The 15,134-nt window shown below is 42.3% G+C and carries 23 protein-coding genes and 1 pseudogene; 1 reads left to right on the forward strand and 23 read right to left on the reverse strand.

Features of this window, described 5'->3' with window-relative positions; translation table 11 throughout:
• The first annotated feature begins 8 nt into the window (after nt 1–8).
• Nucleotides 9–578 carry a DUF4825 domain-containing protein gene (locus MHH40_RS09560; RefSeq protein ID WP_340901010.1) on the forward strand — a complete coding sequence of 190 codons (570 nt, stop codon included), beginning with the start codon at nt 9–11 and terminating at the stop codon, nt 576–578.
• Between the two features lie 38 nt (nt 579–616).
• Here MHH40_RS09560 and MHH40_RS09565 read toward each other — a convergent pair whose 3' ends face one another.
• The 23 genes and pseudogenes from MHH40_RS09565 to rpsE form a co-directional block, all read right to left on the reverse strand.
• On the reverse strand, nt 617–1,615 hold the full coding sequence (locus tag MHH40_RS09565; protein WP_340901012.1) for a serine hydrolase: 999 nt from the start codon (nt 1,613–1,615) through the stop codon (nt 617–619).
• A 111-nt stretch (nt 1,616–1,726) separates the two neighbouring features.
• Nucleotides 1,727–2,200, reverse strand: a complete 474-nt coding sequence (locus MHH40_RS09570; protein ID WP_050945813.1) for a GNAT family N-acetyltransferase — start codon at nt 2,198–2,200, stop codon at nt 1,727–1,729.
• A gap of 31 nt (nt 2,201–2,231) precedes the next feature.
• The gene (locus MHH40_RS09575; RefSeq protein WP_050945814.1) at nt 2,232–2,978 is read right to left on the reverse strand and encodes an amidohydrolase family protein; all 747 of its coding nucleotides are present in this window, start codon (nt 2,976–2,978) and stop codon (nt 2,232–2,234) included.
• Nucleotides 2,979–3,076: 98 nt separating this feature from the next.
• Nucleotides 3,077–3,592, reverse strand: a complete 516-nt coding sequence (locus MHH40_RS09580) for a GNAT family N-acetyltransferase (protein ID WP_050945815.1) — start codon at nt 3,590–3,592, stop codon at nt 3,077–3,079.
• A gap of 189 nt (nt 3,593–3,781) precedes the next feature.
• The gene (gene rpsI / locus MHH40_RS09585; RefSeq protein ID WP_003217273.1) at nt 3,782–4,174 is read right to left on the reverse strand and encodes a 30S ribosomal protein S9; all 393 of its coding nucleotides are present in this window, start codon (nt 4,172–4,174) and stop codon (nt 3,782–3,784) included.
• A 20-nt stretch (nt 4,175–4,194) separates the two neighbouring features.
• The gene (gene rplM, locus MHH40_RS09590; RefSeq protein WP_003217042.1) at nt 4,195–4,632 is read right to left on the reverse strand and encodes a 50S ribosomal protein L13; all 438 of its coding nucleotides are present in this window, start codon (nt 4,630–4,632) and stop codon (nt 4,195–4,197) included.
• Between the two features lie 166 nt (nt 4,633–4,798).
• Nucleotides 4,799–5,542 (reverse strand): tRNA pseudouridine(38-40) synthase TruA, encoded by a 744-nt coding sequence (gene truA / locus MHH40_RS09595; RefSeq protein WP_050945816.1) that lies wholly within the window; start codon nt 5,540–5,542, stop codon nt 4,799–4,801.
• An 11-nt stretch (nt 5,543–5,553) separates the two neighbouring features.
• A complete protein-coding gene (locus MHH40_RS09600) occupies nt 5,554–6,351 on the reverse strand; it encodes an energy-coupling factor transporter transmembrane component T family protein (protein WP_044139647.1) in 798 nt (265 codons plus the stop codon).
• Nucleotides 6,348–7,217, reverse strand: coding sequence for an energy-coupling factor ABC transporter ATP-binding protein (locus MHH40_RS09605; protein ID WP_050945817.1), 870 nt, complete (start codon nt 7,215–7,217; stop codon nt 6,348–6,350). Before MHH40_RS09605 ends, MHH40_RS09600 begins: the two co-directional genes overlap by 4 nt.
• Nucleotides 7,193–8,035: an energy-coupling factor ABC transporter ATP-binding protein gene (locus MHH40_RS09610; protein WP_050945818.1), complete on the reverse strand. Its 843-nt coding sequence runs from the start codon at nt 8,033–8,035 to the stop codon at nt 7,193–7,195. Before MHH40_RS09610 ends, MHH40_RS09605 begins: the two co-directional genes overlap by 25 nt.
• A 124-nt stretch (nt 8,036–8,159) precedes the next feature.
• Complete coding sequence (gene rplQ / locus MHH40_RS09615; RefSeq protein WP_003216944.1) at nt 8,160–8,522, reverse strand: 50S ribosomal protein L17; 363 nt, start codon at nt 8,520–8,522, stop codon at nt 8,160–8,162.
• A gap of 76 nt (nt 8,523–8,598) precedes the next feature.
• Nucleotides 8,599–9,543 carry a DNA-directed RNA polymerase subunit alpha gene (locus MHH40_RS09620; RefSeq protein WP_003217009.1) on the reverse strand — a complete coding sequence of 315 codons (945 nt, stop codon included), beginning with the start codon at nt 9,541–9,543 and terminating at the stop codon, nt 8,599–8,601.
• A 175-nt stretch (nt 9,544–9,718) separates the two neighbouring features.
• A complete protein-coding gene (gene rpsK, locus MHH40_RS09625) occupies nt 9,719–10,114 on the reverse strand; it encodes a 30S ribosomal protein S11 (RefSeq protein WP_003217231.1) in 396 nt (131 codons plus the stop codon).
• Nucleotides 10,115–10,134: 20 nt separating this feature from the next.
• On the reverse strand, nt 10,135–10,500 hold the full coding sequence (gene rpsM, locus MHH40_RS09630; protein WP_003217023.1) for a 30S ribosomal protein S13: 366 nt from the start codon (nt 10,498–10,500) through the stop codon (nt 10,135–10,137).
• A 21-nt stretch (nt 10,501–10,521) separates the two neighbouring features.
• Nucleotides 10,522–10,635, reverse strand: coding sequence for a 50S ribosomal protein L36 (gene rpmJ / locus MHH40_RS09635; RefSeq protein ID WP_003156543.1), 114 nt, complete (start codon nt 10,633–10,635; stop codon nt 10,522–10,524).
• Between the two features lie 31 nt (nt 10,636–10,666).
• Nucleotides 10,667–10,885 (reverse strand): translation initiation factor IF-1, encoded by a 219-nt coding sequence (gene infA, locus MHH40_RS09640; protein ID WP_003217190.1) that lies wholly within the window; start codon nt 10,883–10,885, stop codon nt 10,667–10,669.
• A pseudogene (locus tag MHH40_RS09645) lies at nt 10,863–11,170 on the reverse strand (KOW domain-containing RNA-binding protein). The gene infA and the pseudogene MHH40_RS09645 overlap by 23 nt, the downstream one beginning before the upstream one ends.
• A 27-nt stretch (nt 11,171–11,197) precedes the next feature.
• Nucleotides 11,198–11,944, reverse strand: a complete 747-nt coding sequence (gene map / locus MHH40_RS09650; protein ID WP_003217210.1) for a type I methionyl aminopeptidase — start codon at nt 11,942–11,944, stop codon at nt 11,198–11,200.
• Nucleotides 11,941–12,594, reverse strand: coding sequence for an adenylate kinase (locus MHH40_RS09655; RefSeq protein WP_012008711.1), 654 nt, complete (start codon nt 12,592–12,594; stop codon nt 11,941–11,943). The genes map and MHH40_RS09655 overlap by 4 nt, the downstream gene beginning before the upstream one ends.
• 55 nt (nt 12,595–12,649) lie before the next feature.
• Complete coding sequence (gene secY / locus MHH40_RS09660; RefSeq protein ID WP_012008710.1) at nt 12,650–13,942, reverse strand: preprotein translocase subunit SecY; 1,293 nt, start codon at nt 13,940–13,942, stop codon at nt 12,650–12,652.
• A 1-nt stretch (nt 13,943) separates the two neighbouring features.
• On the reverse strand, nt 13,944–14,384 hold the full coding sequence (gene rplO / locus MHH40_RS09665; RefSeq protein WP_003216888.1) for a 50S ribosomal protein L15: 441 nt from the start codon (nt 14,382–14,384) through the stop codon (nt 13,944–13,946).
• A gap of 30 nt (nt 14,385–14,414) precedes the next feature.
• A complete protein-coding gene (rpmD, locus tag MHH40_RS09670; RefSeq protein ID WP_003217067.1) occupies nt 14,415–14,597 on the reverse strand; it encodes a 50S ribosomal protein L30 in 183 nt (60 codons plus the stop codon).
• Nucleotides 14,598–14,610: 13 nt separating this feature from the next.
• Nucleotides 14,611–15,111, reverse strand: a complete 501-nt coding sequence (gene rpsE, locus MHH40_RS09675; protein WP_003217179.1) for a 30S ribosomal protein S5 — start codon at nt 15,109–15,111, stop codon at nt 14,611–14,613.
• Nucleotides 15,112–15,134: the final 23 nt, after the last annotated feature.

A 15,134-nucleotide genomic window follows, 5' to 3' on the forward strand; every position in this document is an offset into this window, starting at 1 on the left:
CAAAATTCATGAGGAAGTGGATGTATATCCTATTGCTATTAACAGTCGTCTTATCTGGATGCAGCAGTAAGGCAACTGAGCAGAAGAGCGACATAAAAGGAATAGAAGACATATCATTAAAACAGCTTTCTAAGCAAAAAAATTCTTATATTGGAGACAACGGAGCAATTGGCGCTATTTTATCAGATCTTCCAGGTAACGTGATTCGTGAGTATGAAATCGTAGATGAAAAAGAGCTAAAAGTGACATATGGCGTGAAAGAAGATGCCAATGATACAGAAGAACAATTTGATACATTTTGGTTTGACAAGAAGGATACCATTGAAAAAAACTACTTATATAACGCATTGGCACTTTTTATTCTTATCGATAATGCTGAGCAAGTGACACTCAAAATGAACTCTAACGACAAACAATCCGTCACGTTTAAAAGGCAAGAGCTAGAAAAAAAGCTGCCTCACTCATTTAAAGAGTACCAAGACGATGTAGCGCTTTGGCAGAAGGAACTGGTTGTTGGAGTTGTGAAGTCAAAAGAGAAACGCCAAGATGTATACAAAACGTTTCCCATGAAGAAATAATAAAAACAGAGGGGTATCTCCCTCTGTTTTTTTGATGATTATGTAGTAAAAGCCTTAATTAAACGTTGTCTAAAGTTTTGATCCACTGCTGCAGTAAGCATAAATTCATTGAATACTTCCTCAATCCAGTGAGAATTGTTCGCTTTCGGATCATTGATAAAAAGAGAGATGGATATAGAGGATGTATCTGTTCTTCGATATAAAGCAGCTGTGAAAACAAACAATGTTGCTCCGCTTTTATACCAAAGATATTGATCTGTTTCCGCCTTGAATGTTTCTCCCAGCACAATTTGGCTAAAAAGACGCTTTTCTTCTGTTGTTAACAGCTCATCCTGTAGACGTTTCATAAAATGTGCATATTGATTAGTTGTAGACCTTGTCATTTTTTGCGTCAGTAATGATTGAATACGCAAGCTTAACAAGTCTTTTTTCATCAATTTTTCTTCTAACGCCTTTTTATGCTCTAGGTCATTTTTCATGATATTAAAAATCTCAATCATCAGAGATTTGTATTGTCCATCAGTTACATCGCTCATTTGCTTGAATGCATCCCGCTCATGATCAGATATATAGGCTGGCCACAACAGCTTGGGTGTCAGTGGCATGACTTCACCATGTTCTGTAAGGTCCGCTTGTTTCATTCGATCATTGATCTTATCTAAGCCGAGGCGGTCAATCAAATAATCAGTACAAGCATTCGAACTGACTTGCATCATCCCTTTGGCAACATCTAATAAAGTTGCATGCTCAGAAAAATCGTTGATCTCCAGCCAGTATGTATGAGCACCACCGTCTGTTCTATCAATATAAAACCGCTCTATATCAGACAATGCCACTTTTTCTTCTAGCTTGATGTCACCGCCAGAGACGGTTTTAACAAAATGAAACAAAACCATTAATTTCATCGTACTTGCAAGTGGTGTTTTTTGATCACCATTCCAATCTAATACCACATCTTCATTTTCAATAATTGTCGCTGATACGTCCTTTTTGTTTTTCGTGACAAATGTCAAAAGATCTTCCTTTGTTTTATTCAAATGTTTCTCCTTTCCCAACCACTATAGATTCTCATCTTCAATATAACAAATATTTGAAATAAAGACACACAAAAAAGGGGGTTGTGAATCCCCCTCTGCTTCTTGATGATTTTATTCATGAGGCAGCTGCAGCTTCATCCCATCATGCGTGGCTTCAAAGCCCAACATTTCGTAAAAACGGCGTGCATCTGGTCTCTGTTTGTCTGTTGTTAGCTGAATCATATGACAGCCGCGGTCGCTTGCGTGTTGAATAGCCCTTTTTATCAACATCGTGCCAATTCCTTTTCCTCTATGAGTAGAAGCCGTACGAACTCCTTCTATTGATACTCTCCATCCTCCTTGATGTGTAAGAAATGGCGTCATGGTTAATTGGAGAACACCGACAGCTTCTTCCTGATCACACGCAACAATGAGTTCAATATTTGGATCAGCATCTATTGAATGAAAGACTTCGATATAGCTTTCTAACAATGGTTGCGTGTAACGCTCTCTTTTTTGACCTAACATATCATCCGCGAGCATGAAGACGATTTTATCGAGATCATCCAGCTTGGCTTCTCTGAATGTCAGTTGACTGAACCCCATTGAACACACCTCCTATGAACTGAAGTGGAACTTATTGACCAAAATACCATTGATGCGCGTTCTTATATAAGATGTGATCAGCTGCTTTTTCATCAAAGAGCTGTTGAATCAACTCAACATCACCGTATTCAAATGGACGCTTCGCCCTTGTGGATGGAAGGTCTGTACCAAACATCAGTGCATCAGGATTCGTTTGATAAATGGATGTCAACGCATGTTCAACGTTTAAATCGACACGTCCAAAACCTGTTGCTTTTACCCGAACTCCTTTATCAACCAGCTTGAGCAAATGCGGCAAGCCTTCTTCTGATAAGCCTAAATGATCAATCGAAACGGCCGGCAGCCGTTCAAGCGTAGATGAAATTGCAGAGAGATGCTTAGCGTCTATGTAGAGCTCACTATGCCATCCCGCCAGCTCATACACCCTTCTCGCAAAATAATCGAGCTTCGAAATATCCTCCGAACCGCCCCGCTTCACATTAAAACGTAAAGCCTTCACCCCATGTTGATCCAAATGAACAATCTCATCATCAGTTGCCGTAAAAGGTAATTGAGTCACGCCGCAAAAATCTGGCCCCAGTTCATCTAGCGCTTTCAACAAATAGCCTTGATCAAAGCCTTGAAATGACCCTGAGACGATGGCTCCACCTAAAATCCCTAGATCAGCCGTCTCTCTCCTATAATCATTCACCACATAACTAGGGGGTGTATACCCTTGGTTTTCTTGAATGGGAAAATCAAAATCAATGATATGAAAATGTGCATCAAAGATCCTCATGCTTGGCGCCCCTCTTCTGCTTATTTGATCTGATTATATCAATAGCGAAAGCCAAGGGATATTTGGAATGACGAATTACTTCATATCATGAAAACTTATCAAGTTTTCCATTCCTCACTTAAGATGGCATAGTAAAACTCATCCCACCACTCATTTCCTTGTGGGATACATTTTTTAAAATATCCTTCTCTTCTCATCCCCATTTTCTCCATCACTCTCCACGATGGCACATTTTCAGGCTGACAAGTGGCAATGATCCGATGTAAATTCATTGTGTGAAAGCCATGATGCAGTACAGCATAGGCTGCTTCAGATGCATAGCCTTTGTTTTGATATACAGGATTGAAGACCCAGCCAATTTCATACGTGTGATCACCAAAGTAAGGATGAAATGCGATATGCCCGATGCATGTATGATCTTCTTTTAATAGGACAGCGACATACTTAGCATCTTCATGACGATTATTTTTGACAAATTCCTTCGCATCTTCTTTAGAAAATACATCTTCCGGAATATACTTCATCACTACCGGATCAGATGTATATGCATAGACATCCTGCCAATCATCATCCGTAAATGGTCGAATGAGACATCTTTCTGTCGTTAGATTCATAGGACAACCTCCATCTTTTTTAACAAAAAACTTCTATACTCATATTTTATACGTATTCAAGAGGAAGAGACCAGTTATGATCTATCACATAAAAAGCACAAAAAAAAGCACCAGCACGAAGCTGATGCTTTTTTTATAAGGTTTGTTTGTAACAAACCTTTGTAAAACGTCCATACAATATAAAATTGATTAACGTTTTGAGAACTGAGGTGCGCGACGTGCGCCTTTAAGACCGTATTTCTTACGCTCTTTCATACGAGGGTCACGAGTAAGAAGTCCAGCACGTTTAAGTGATGTACGGTACTCAGGATCTACTTCTAGAAGAGCACGAGAGATACCGTGACGAATTGCTCCAGCTTGACCAGAGAATCCACCACCGTGAACAGTTACAAGAACATCGTAGCTGTTAGCTGTTTCTGTGATGTTCAAAGGCTGTTTCACGTCTTCGATTAAAGCAGCGAATGGAATGTATTCAGTAATTTCACGATTATTAACGACGATACGGCCTTCACCTGGAACTAAGCGAACGCGCGCTACAGAACTTTTACGACGACCTGTACCGTAATATTGAACCTGTGCCAAATTGTTAACCTCCCTTATAATTAACCGCGAAGTTCGTAAACTTCAGGTTGTTGTGCTTGATGTGGATGCTCAGAACCACGGTACACATTTAATTTTTTGAACATTTGACGGCCTAATGGACCCTTTGGAAGCATACCTTTGATAGCAAGCTCCAACATTTTTTCAGGGTAGTTTGTACGCATCTCAAGAGCAGTTCTTTGTTTCAAACCACCTGGGTGCATTGTGTGACGGTAGTAAATTTTGTCCGTCAATTTCTTACCTGTTAGTTCGATTTTCTCAGCATTGATGATGATGACGTGATCACCTGTATCAACGTGTGGTGTATAAGTTGGTTTGTGCTTACCGCGCAAAAGTGATGCTACTTCAGTAGAAAGACGACCTAGAGTCTTGCCTGCCGCATCAACAACTAGCCATTTGCGCTCAATTGTGCTTGCGTTCGCCATTGGTGTTGTACGCATGAGTTTCCCTCCTAAATAAATCAATGATTTTTCCTTGAATCAAATGCTACGTTCTATTTCAAAACACAAGATAAGTCTTCCGGGGCTTATTTGTGGGGTTGAAATACATACCATATGATATCTTATAACTTTCTGCTTCCTGTGTCAAGAACATGTTACACCTGGTTTAGTTGTCATAGAAAACTTCCCATAAATACAGTCCGTGACTAGGCGCAGTCTTGCCTGCCGCTTCGCGATTTCGGGCGGCAAGCATGGCTTTTATCTCATCAGGGTGGAATTTACCAGATCCGATTTCAAGTAACGTTCCAGCGATAATTCGCACCATGTTGTATAAAAAGCCATTTCCTCTCACACGCATTTCAAGCCCGTCTGAGACGTTTTTCCACTCAAGGGTGTAAATCTCCCTCACCTTGTCCTGAACCTCTGTATTGGCCGCACAAAAGCTTGTGAAATCGTGTGTGCCAATGAGGTGCCCAGCGGCTTCTCTCATTTTGTCTGCATCCAGCCGGTAAGGAAAGTGGCAGGCATACTGTCTCGTGAACACATTTTGGTGCGTTTCCGTTGAGACCTTATAACGGTACTCCTTCGAAACGACACTAAAACGTGCATGAAACGACTCATCCACTTCCTCAGCCTTTAGAACCCGGATGTCATCCGGCAAGAGACTGTTGAGGGCAAAAGGCCATCTTTCCATCGGAATCGAGAGCGGCGTGTCGAAATGGATGACCTGCCCCTTCGCATGGACGCCACTGTCCGTCCGGCCAGAAGCCACAATCGGAATCAGTTCATCCTGTTTATGCATTCTTGCAAGAGCCGACTCGATCTCCGTCTGAACAGTTCGCTGCCCAGGCTGCACCTGATAGCCTTTAAAATGTGTTCCATCGTAGGATACGGTACATTTGACCTTCATCTAGGAATCACCTAATTTCTCAGAAGCACAAGGAGTGCTGTTAACAGGATGAATAGGAGCAGTGTGAACGTGTCTTTCATGCCCCAGACAAGCTGACGGTATTTCGTCCGCCCTTCTCCTCCGCGGTAGCCTCTCGCTTCCATAGCGGTCGCCAGTTCCTCTGCACGCTTAAACGCACTGACGAAAAGCGGGACAAGTAAAGGAACGATGGCTTTCATGCGATCTTTAAGAGGTCCGCTTGTAAAATCAACACCTCTTGCCATTTGTGCCTTCATGATTTTGTCTGTCTCTTCTAGTAAAGTTGGAATGAACCGAAGAGAGATGGACATCATGAGAGCAAGCTCATGAACGGGCAGTTTGATTTTACGGAATGGGTGAAGCAGCTTTTCCATACCGTCTGTCACTTCTATAGGCGTTGTGGTTAACGTCAGAAGTGTCGTCATCATGATGAGATAGACAAAACGGAGAGAAATGAAAATCCCCTGCTTTAGACCTTCTTCATAAATATTTAAAAAACCAAAGTGAAATAGCAAGGCGCCATCCTTTGTCATGAAGATATGCAGTATGAAGGTAAACAGGACAATCCATAGGATCGGCTTCATTCCTTTGAGAATAAAGTATAGCGGCACCTGAGAAACCATCACCACAAGGAGGGTAAAGACACCTAAAAGCCCGTAAGTGATGTAATTATTAGCAAAAAAGACAATAAAGACAAAAAAGAAAATTGATAACAGCTTTGTCCTTGGATCAAGACGATGGACAAAGGATGAACCTGGCACATATTTGCCGATAATCATACTATCCATCATGATGTCGTGTCCTCCTGATAAAGAGCTGTTAAGGCTTCTGCCATTTCATCCATGGTCAGAAGCGGCCTTGGAAACGTAATGCCCAGCTTTTCTTCTACAGTCTGCTGGAATTTAATCGTTTCTGGGAGGTCGAGACCAAACGAAGACATGTCTGTACGATTGGCAAACAATTCTCTCGGCGTACCTGTCGCCTTCACCGTTCCTTTATGCATCACAATCATTTGATCCGCATAATGAGCGGCGTCCTCCATACTGTGTGTAACCAGAATCGTGGTGAGGTTTGCCTTTTGATGAAGCTCATAGAACATGTCCATGATTTCCTTACGTCCGCGTGGATCTAATCCTGCAGTCGGCTCATCCAGCACAAGCACTTCTGGCTCCATCGCTAGAACACCTGCAATCGCCACACGTCTCATTTGACCGCCGCTTAGTTCAAAGGGAGATCGAGATAATAAGGATTCAGGAAGACCAACTAGCTTCAGCATTTCCTTCGCCTTTGCTTCTGCCTTCTCCTGAGGAACACCGAAATTCATCGGACCAAAGCAGATATCCTTAAGGATCGTTTCTTCAAAGAGCTGATGCTCAGGAAACTGAAACACGATGCCTACTTTTTTCCGAAGTGACTTTAAATCTTTCTGCTTTTTATTGGCTTGTAAGATGGTATCCCCAAGCGCAATGCTCCCCTTCGTTGGTTTGAGCAAGCCATTTAAATGCTGCAGCAACGTGGACTTGCCAGAGCCCGTATGACCAATGACAGCGACATAGCTGCCCTCTTGGATGGAAGCATTGACATCATACAAAGCGAGACGCTCAAACGGCGTTTTCATTTGATAACGATGCTCTAATTCTTTGATCGTAATGTCCATAGCTCTTTCACCAATCCTTCTTGTGTCAAATGGGCATTTGCAAGCGGTACACCTTGCTGCTTCAATTGTTTGCTCAACCGATAGGAGAATGGCAGATCAAGTCCAATTTGAACTAGCTCTTCGTCTAGTTCAAATACTTCCTCTGGGGTTCCCTCGGCAAATTTTTTCCCGCCATTCATGACAATGACCCGGTCTGCCTTGGCGGCCTCGTCTAAATCATGTGTAATGGAAATGACAGTGACCGTCCCTTGTTCCTTCAATAGTCTAACAGTCTCTAACACTTCTTCACGGCCAATCGGATCAAGCATCGATGTTGCTTCATCCAAGATCATGATGTCAGGGCTTGCGGCAAGTACACCTGCAATAGCGACTCTCTGCTTTTGCCCGCCTGATAGATGGTGCGGCTCTTGATCAAGAAACTCCTGCATATTGACCTGTTTGACAGCCCAATCTACACGTTCTATCATCAATTCCCGCTCAACCCCGTTATTTTCTAAACCAAAAGCCACATCATCACGAACCGTTGAGCCAACGAATTGGTTATCTGGGTTTTGAAAGACCATTCCGACCTTTTTGCGAATATCCCAGACACTCTCTTCTTTCAGCTCAATCTCTCCAACCTTGACCGTTCCAGCATCCGGTAAAATGAGCCCATTCAGTACACGGGCAAGTGTGGATTTACCTGAACCGTTGTGACCAACAATGGCGAGCCATTCATTTTGATTCACATGCAATGACACTTGATCTAAAGCGGGCTTGTCCGCATCCTTGTGATAACGAAATACAATGTCCTTTACGTCAATTAATGTCTTCCCCATCTCTACCGGACCTCCTCTCAGCTCAACCTCTTCTTTGCTTCTTGCTAAAAAGCCGTAGTATCTAAAAAAGGGCATAGATCCAGTTATGAACTGTCCCGCCCTTTCTTAGATACACGCTATGTGATTAAACTAATTCAATGACAGCCATTGGTGCGCCATCGCCGCGACGAGGTCCAAGCTTCATGATACGAGTGTATCCACCTTGGCGATCTTCGTAGCGAGTTGCAACGTCAGCGAATAATTTTTGAAGTGCATCTTGGTTTGTTTCAGCGTTAGCTACTTCATTACGAATGTAAGCTGCAGCTTGACGGCGAGCATGAAGATCTCCGCGTTTGCCAAGAGTGATCATTTTTTCAACTACAGAGCGAAGTTCTTTCGCACGTGTTTCAGTTGTTTCGATGCGTTCGTTGATGATCAAATCAGTCGTTAGGTCACGAAGCATTGCTTTACGTTGTGCACTAGTGCGTCCTAGCTTTCTGTATGCCATGTGATGTCCCCTCCTTAGTTAGAGAATGCTGTATGAATAAAAAACACACGAAAATCCTAGTTCACAATGAAACTAGTCAATCGTCTTTACGAAGACCCAGTCCAAGTTCTTCTAGTTTCGCTTTCACTTCTTCAAGAGATTTACGTCCAAGGTTACGAACTTTCATCATATCCTCTTCTGTCTTGTTAGCAAGCTCTTGAACAGTGTTAATACCCGCACGCTTCAAACAGTTGTAAGAACGAACAGAAAGATCAAGCTCTTCAATTGTCATTTCAAGCACTTTTTCTTTTTGGTCTTCTTCTTTCTCAACCATAATTTCAGCATGCTGAGCTTCGTCAGTTAACCCAACGAAAATATTCAGGTGTTCAGTTAAAATCTTAGAACCTAGAGCGATCGCTTCTTTCGGTCCTGTGCTCCCATCAGTCCATACATCTAGTGTTAATTTATCATAGTTTGTAATTTGCCCAACACGGGTGTTCTCCACTTGATAAGTCACACGAGAGACAGGTGTATAGATTGAGTCGATCGGAATCACACCGATTGGCTGATCGTCTCTTTTGTTTGCATCAGCAGGATTATACCCGCGACCTCTTTGTGCAGTTAAGCGAACACGGAAGCTCGCATTCTTGCCAAGAGTTGCGATGTGGAGATCTGGATTTAAGATTTCAATATCGCTGTCGTGTGTAATATCAGCAGCTGTTACAGTACCTTCATCTTGTACATCAATTTCAAGCGTCTTCTCTTCTTCAGAGTAGATTTTGAGTGCAAGCTTTTTAATGTTTAAGATAATCGTTGTAACATCTTCAACCACGCCTTCGATCGTTGAGAATTCGTGTAAGACACCATCTATCTGGATCGATGTTACAGCTGCACCAGGAAGTGAGGATAAAAGGATACGACGAAGGGAGTTCCCTAAAGTGGTACCATATCCACGCTCAAGTGGCTCTACGACAAACTTGCCATACTTGGCATCGTCGCTGATTTCAACCGTTTCGATTTTTGGTTTTTCAATTTCGATCATCTAATAAAACCCTCCTTCAAAACGTCGAAACCTCGAATAGAATCATATGAGATTCCATCCGAAATTCCTCATTGTTTAGTCCCGTATGTGCTCAGGCAACGAGTCGTGTATTCGTCTCATAAATAACTGTATCATAACCCATTATTGACAGGGACACAAAATCTATACAAACAAATTACACGCGGCGACGTTTTGGTGGACGGCATCCGTTATGAGGAACTGGAGTTACGTCTCTGATTGCAGTAACTTCAAGACCTGCAGCTTGAAGTGCACGAATTGCAGCTTCACGACCAGAACCAGGACCTTTAACAGTTACTTCAAGTGTTTTAAGACCATGTTCGATAGAACCTTTAGCAGCAGTTTCAGCAGCCATTTGTGCAGCGAAAGGAGTAGATTTACGAGAACCTCTGAATCCTAATGCACCAGCACTTGACCAAGAAATTGCGTTTCCATGAACATCAGTAATCGTTACAATCGTGTTGTTGAAAGTGGAACGAATATGAGCGATTCCAGCTTCAATATTCTTTTTCACGCGACGTTTACGCGTATTTTGTTTACGAGCAGCAGCCATTCTTTAACTACCTCCTTTACTTATTTTTTCTTGTTAGCTACAGTACGACGCGGACCTTTACGAGTACGCGCGTTGTTTTTTGTGTTTTGTCCACGAACAGGAAGTCCTCTACGATGACGGATTCCGCGGTAGCTTCCGATTTCAATTAGACGCTTAATGTTAAGTGAAACTTCACGACGAAGGTCACCTTCTACTTTAAGTTTGTCAATGATATCACGGATTTTACCAAGTTCGTCTTCAGTTAGATCGCGAACGCGAGTGTCTTCAGAAACACCTGCTTCTTTAAGGACTTGTTGCGCAGTCGTACGACCAATTCCAAAAACATATGTTAAAGAAATGACAACACGTTTATCACGTGGAATATCTACACCAGCAATACGAGCCATGATTTGGGCACCTCCTTGTTATTAGCCTTGTTTTTGTTTATGTTTTGGGTTTTCACAGATCACCATTACTTTTCCTTTTCTGCGAATAACTTTACATTTTTCACAGATAGGTTTAACAGATGGTCTCACTTTCATGTGTTTCCAACCTCCTTCTTCCGGAGTTGCTTTATTTGTAACGGTACGTAATTCTACCACGAGTTAAGTCATATGGAGATAATTCTACCGTAACTTTGTCTCCAGGTAAAATGCGAATGAAGTGCATACGGATTTTTCCTGATACATGAGCCAAAACTGTATGACCATTCTCTAGTTCAACTTTGAACATTGCATTTGGCAAAGTTTCTGCTACAGTACCTTCCACTTCAATTACATCGTCTTTCGCCATTCAAGTGTTCTCCCTTCTTCAAATCAGTAACTTGCTCTCTGACAAATGTCCAAATGAGTTTATCTCAATTGTCCATCTATCACCCGACCTGTTTTGAATATACTGTTCTGAACTTCCGGAGATACGCAACCATAAAAGGTTATATGATTGATATTTTTTCTTAGGAGAATGAAATTTACGCTTTTCTCCGTCTGCGATTAGTACATGGCAGCCACCGAACATGCCGATGACACCTGTATACTGATCTTGTTCTTTCCTTTGGACTATACAGACAACCTGCCCGATTTGGGCCTGAAAGGCTTCAGTGAAGACCTAAATCTTAGTCAGTATATCAAAACCTGTATCTGTAATCGCAATCGTATGCTCAAAGTGAGCACACTTTTTCCCATCAACCGTTACAACCGTCCAGTTATCAGCCAATGTTTTCACATATCGGCTGCCTGCGTTCACCATCGGTTCGATGGCCAACACCATTCCAGGTTTTAGCCGCGGGCCTTTGTTGGGCGGACCATAATGAGGAATTTGAGGGTCCTCATGAAGATCCTGTCCGACCCCATGTCCAACATATTCTCTAACAACTGAGAAATTCTCGTTTTCTACATACGTTTGTATGGCATGGGAAATGTTCGACAGACGTTCGCCTGGCTTTGCTTCCTGTAAGCCTTTATATAGAGATTCCTCTGTGACTTCCAGTAGTTTGCGGTCTTCATCACTGATTACCCCAACTGGATAAGTCCAAGCAGAGTCACCATGATAGCCATTTAACTTTGCGCCAATATCGATACTAATGATGTCACCATCACGTAAAACCCGTTTACCAGGAATACCGTGAACGAGTTCTTCATTCACCGAAACGCAAATGCTCCCGCGAAAACCATTATACCCTTTAAAAGATGGGATTGCACCCTGCTTTGTAATAAAACGTTCGGCAATTTGATCCAATTCTTTTGTCGAAATACCTGGTTTTATGTGTTTCTTCAGCTCTTCATGAGTCAGTGCGACAATGCGTCCAGCTTCTCTCATAATCTCAAGCTCGCGAGGAGTTTTACAGATAATCATTTATTTAATCCCCCAAGCAGGTCCTTGATATCTGCATATACATCGTTAATGTGTTTTGCACCATCAATGTTTGCAAGATATCCTTTTTCTGAATAGAAGTTCAGTAAAGGTTCAGTCTGCTTTAAGTTTACTTCAAGTCTAGTCGAAACGGTTTCTGCATTATCATCTGCACGTTGATAAAGCTCGCCTCCACACTTATCGCAAACATTTTCTTTCGCAGGTGGATTGAATACTAAATGATAGGTTGCTCCGCAATTTTTGCAAATTCTTCGGCCAGTCAGACGCTCCATCAATGCATCTTTATCGACTTTAATATTAATGACATAATCAATCGTTCTGCCAAGGTCCTTTAGAATGTCTTCTAAAGCTTCAGCCTGAGCGACTGTTCGCGGAAATCCGTCCAGAAGAAAACCTTGTTCACAATCATTTTTGCCAAGTCTTTCTCTAACAATACCGATTGTGACCTCATCAGGAACAAGCTCTCCTTTATCGATAAAGGATTTTGCTTCGAGCCCAAGTTGTGTCTCCTCTTTCATAGCAGCGCGGAACATATCTCCTGTTGAGATATGAGGGATCCCATAATCATCAACAATTCGTTCTGCCTGAGTGCCTTTACCAGCACCCGGAAGCCCCATTAAGACTAAGTTCATTTCGGATTTCCCCTTCCTTACTTAGAGAGGTTGGGCAGGAGCCCAGCCCTCTGTTTTATTTCATAAATCCACGGTAGTTTCGTTTCACTAATTGGCTTTCAAGCTGTTTCATTGTTTCAAGTGCAACACCTACAACAATGAGAAGACTTGTGCCGCCAATTTGTGCAGCGGAAGGTAATCCAGCGAATTGAATGAAAAAGATAGGAAGTATTGAAATCACGGCTAAGAAAATGGCGCCCACAAACGTGAGTCGGTACAAAATGCTCGTAATTCTATCTTGAGTCATTTTCCCTGGACGAACTCCCGGGATATAGCCACCCTGCTTTTGCAGATTTTCAGCCATTTGTTCAGGATTCACTTGGACAAAGGCATAAAAATATGTGAAAGCAACAATCAGTGCTACATAAATCGTCATACCGATTGGCTTAGTATAGTCAAAGTTGTTGGTTATCCAAGTTGTCACATTATTGGTTCCGAAGAACGATGCGACCGTCTGCGGAGTAATAATGAAAGAAACGGCAAAGATGACTGGAATCACCCCTGCTGGATTCACTTTCAATGGAAGATGCGTTGCTTGACTAGCAGACATTTGTGCACGGCCAGTTCCTTTTGAATATTGAATCGCAATCTTTCTCACTGCCATTTGAATGTAAATAACACCAATAACAATGACAAGAATAGCAATGACAATAAGGGCAATTTTCAGGATTTGCATGAACAGCTGTCCATCTCCACCTACAAACTGCTGAGCGTACACTTGTTTTAATGTTTGAGGGATACCTGCGATGATCCCGGCAAAGATAATAATCGAAATACCGTTACCAACACCGTGAGCAGTAATCTGCTCTCCCAGCCACATTAAAAATGCTGTTCCCGCAGTGAGTACGACCGCAATTAAGAGGTACGTTGAAACACCTGGGTTTTCAATCAGCATGCCTCCTGCCATATTGTTGAATCCATATGACATTCCTAACGCCTGGATAAAACCTAGAACAATTGTAAAATACCTTGTGAATTGTGCTAATTTTCGGCGGCCAACCTCTCCTTGCTTTGACCACTCAGTGAACTTCGGAACAACATCCATCTGCAAGAGCTGAATGATGATCGAAGCGGTGATATACGGCATAATCCCCATTGCAAGAATGGAGAATTGGAAAAGTGCCCCGCCCCCAAACGTGTTGAGGATCCCGAAAACACTCATTTGATCCTGTGCCTGGAGAACTTCGGCGTTCACATTAGGCACAGGGATGAAAGCACCTATACGAAAGACGATTAACATTAAAAGAGTGAATATAATCTTATTCCGTATATCTTTCACGCGCATAAAATTGGAGATTGTCTTAAACAAGTTAGATCACCTCGGCTGTACCGCCAGCAGCTTCAATAGCTTCTTTCGCAGAAGCAGAGAATTTATTGGCTTTTACAGTTAATTTTTTTTCTAATTTACCGTTGCCAAGAATTTTTACTCCTGCTTTTAACTTGCTTATTGCACCAGTCTCTAGAAGAAGTTCAGGAGTTACTTCCGTTCCTTCGTCAAAACTGTTTAATCTGTCTAAGTTGATTACCGCGTAATCTTTACGGTTGATGTTTGTAAAACCACGTTTTGGAAGACGTTGGAATAAAGGCATCTGACCACCTTCGAAACCAGGGCGTACACCGCCGCCAGAACGAGCGTTTTGACCTTTATGACCTTTACCAGAAGTTTTACCGTTACCTGATCCAATACCACGACCAACACGGTTGCGTACTTTACGTGAACCTTCTGAAGGCTTCAATTCATGAAGTTTCATTTGGGCACCTCCTTATCGATTAAAAATGTTTTATTGTTCTTTAACAGAAACTAAATGAGACACCTTGTTAATCATGCCGCGGATCGCTGCATTGTCTTCATGTACGACTGTTTGGTTTGTTTTCTTAAGACCAAGAGTACGAACAGTGACACGCTGATCTTCTGGGCGACCGATTACACTGCGTTTGAGGGTAATTTCTAATTTATTTGCCATTAATGTTCCCTCCTTATCCTAACAGGTCTTCTACAGATTTTCCACGAAGCTTCGCAACGTCTTCAGCACGTTTAAGTTCACTTAAACCCTGAAGTGTTGCGCGGATCATGTTGATCGGTGTATTAGAACCTAGAGATTTAGAAAGGATATCAGCTAGACCAGCAAGCTCAAGAACCGCACGCACTGGGCCTCCAGCGATAACTCCTGTACCTTCTGAAGCAGGCTTCAATAGAACGTTTCCTGCACCGAATCGACCGATGATTTCATGTGGAATTGTAGTTCCAACCATTGGTACTTCAATTAAATTCTTTTTCGCATCTTCAACAGCTTTGCGGATCGCTTCTGGTACTTCTTGTGCTTTACCAGTACCGAAACCTACATGACCGTTTTTGTCACCGACAACAACTAAAGCTGCAAAACGGAAACGACGTCCACCTTTAACAACTTTCGCTACGCGGTTAACCGTAACTAAGCGTTCTTCTAACTCTAATTTGCTTTGGTCAATACGACTCATTCGGATGTGTCCCTCCTTCTTTT

Origin of the sequence: Bacillus sp. FSL K6-2431, assembly GCF_038005165.1 — a bacterium.
GTDB lineage: Bacteria > Bacillota > Bacilli > Bacillales > Bacillaceae > Bacillus > Bacillus pumilus.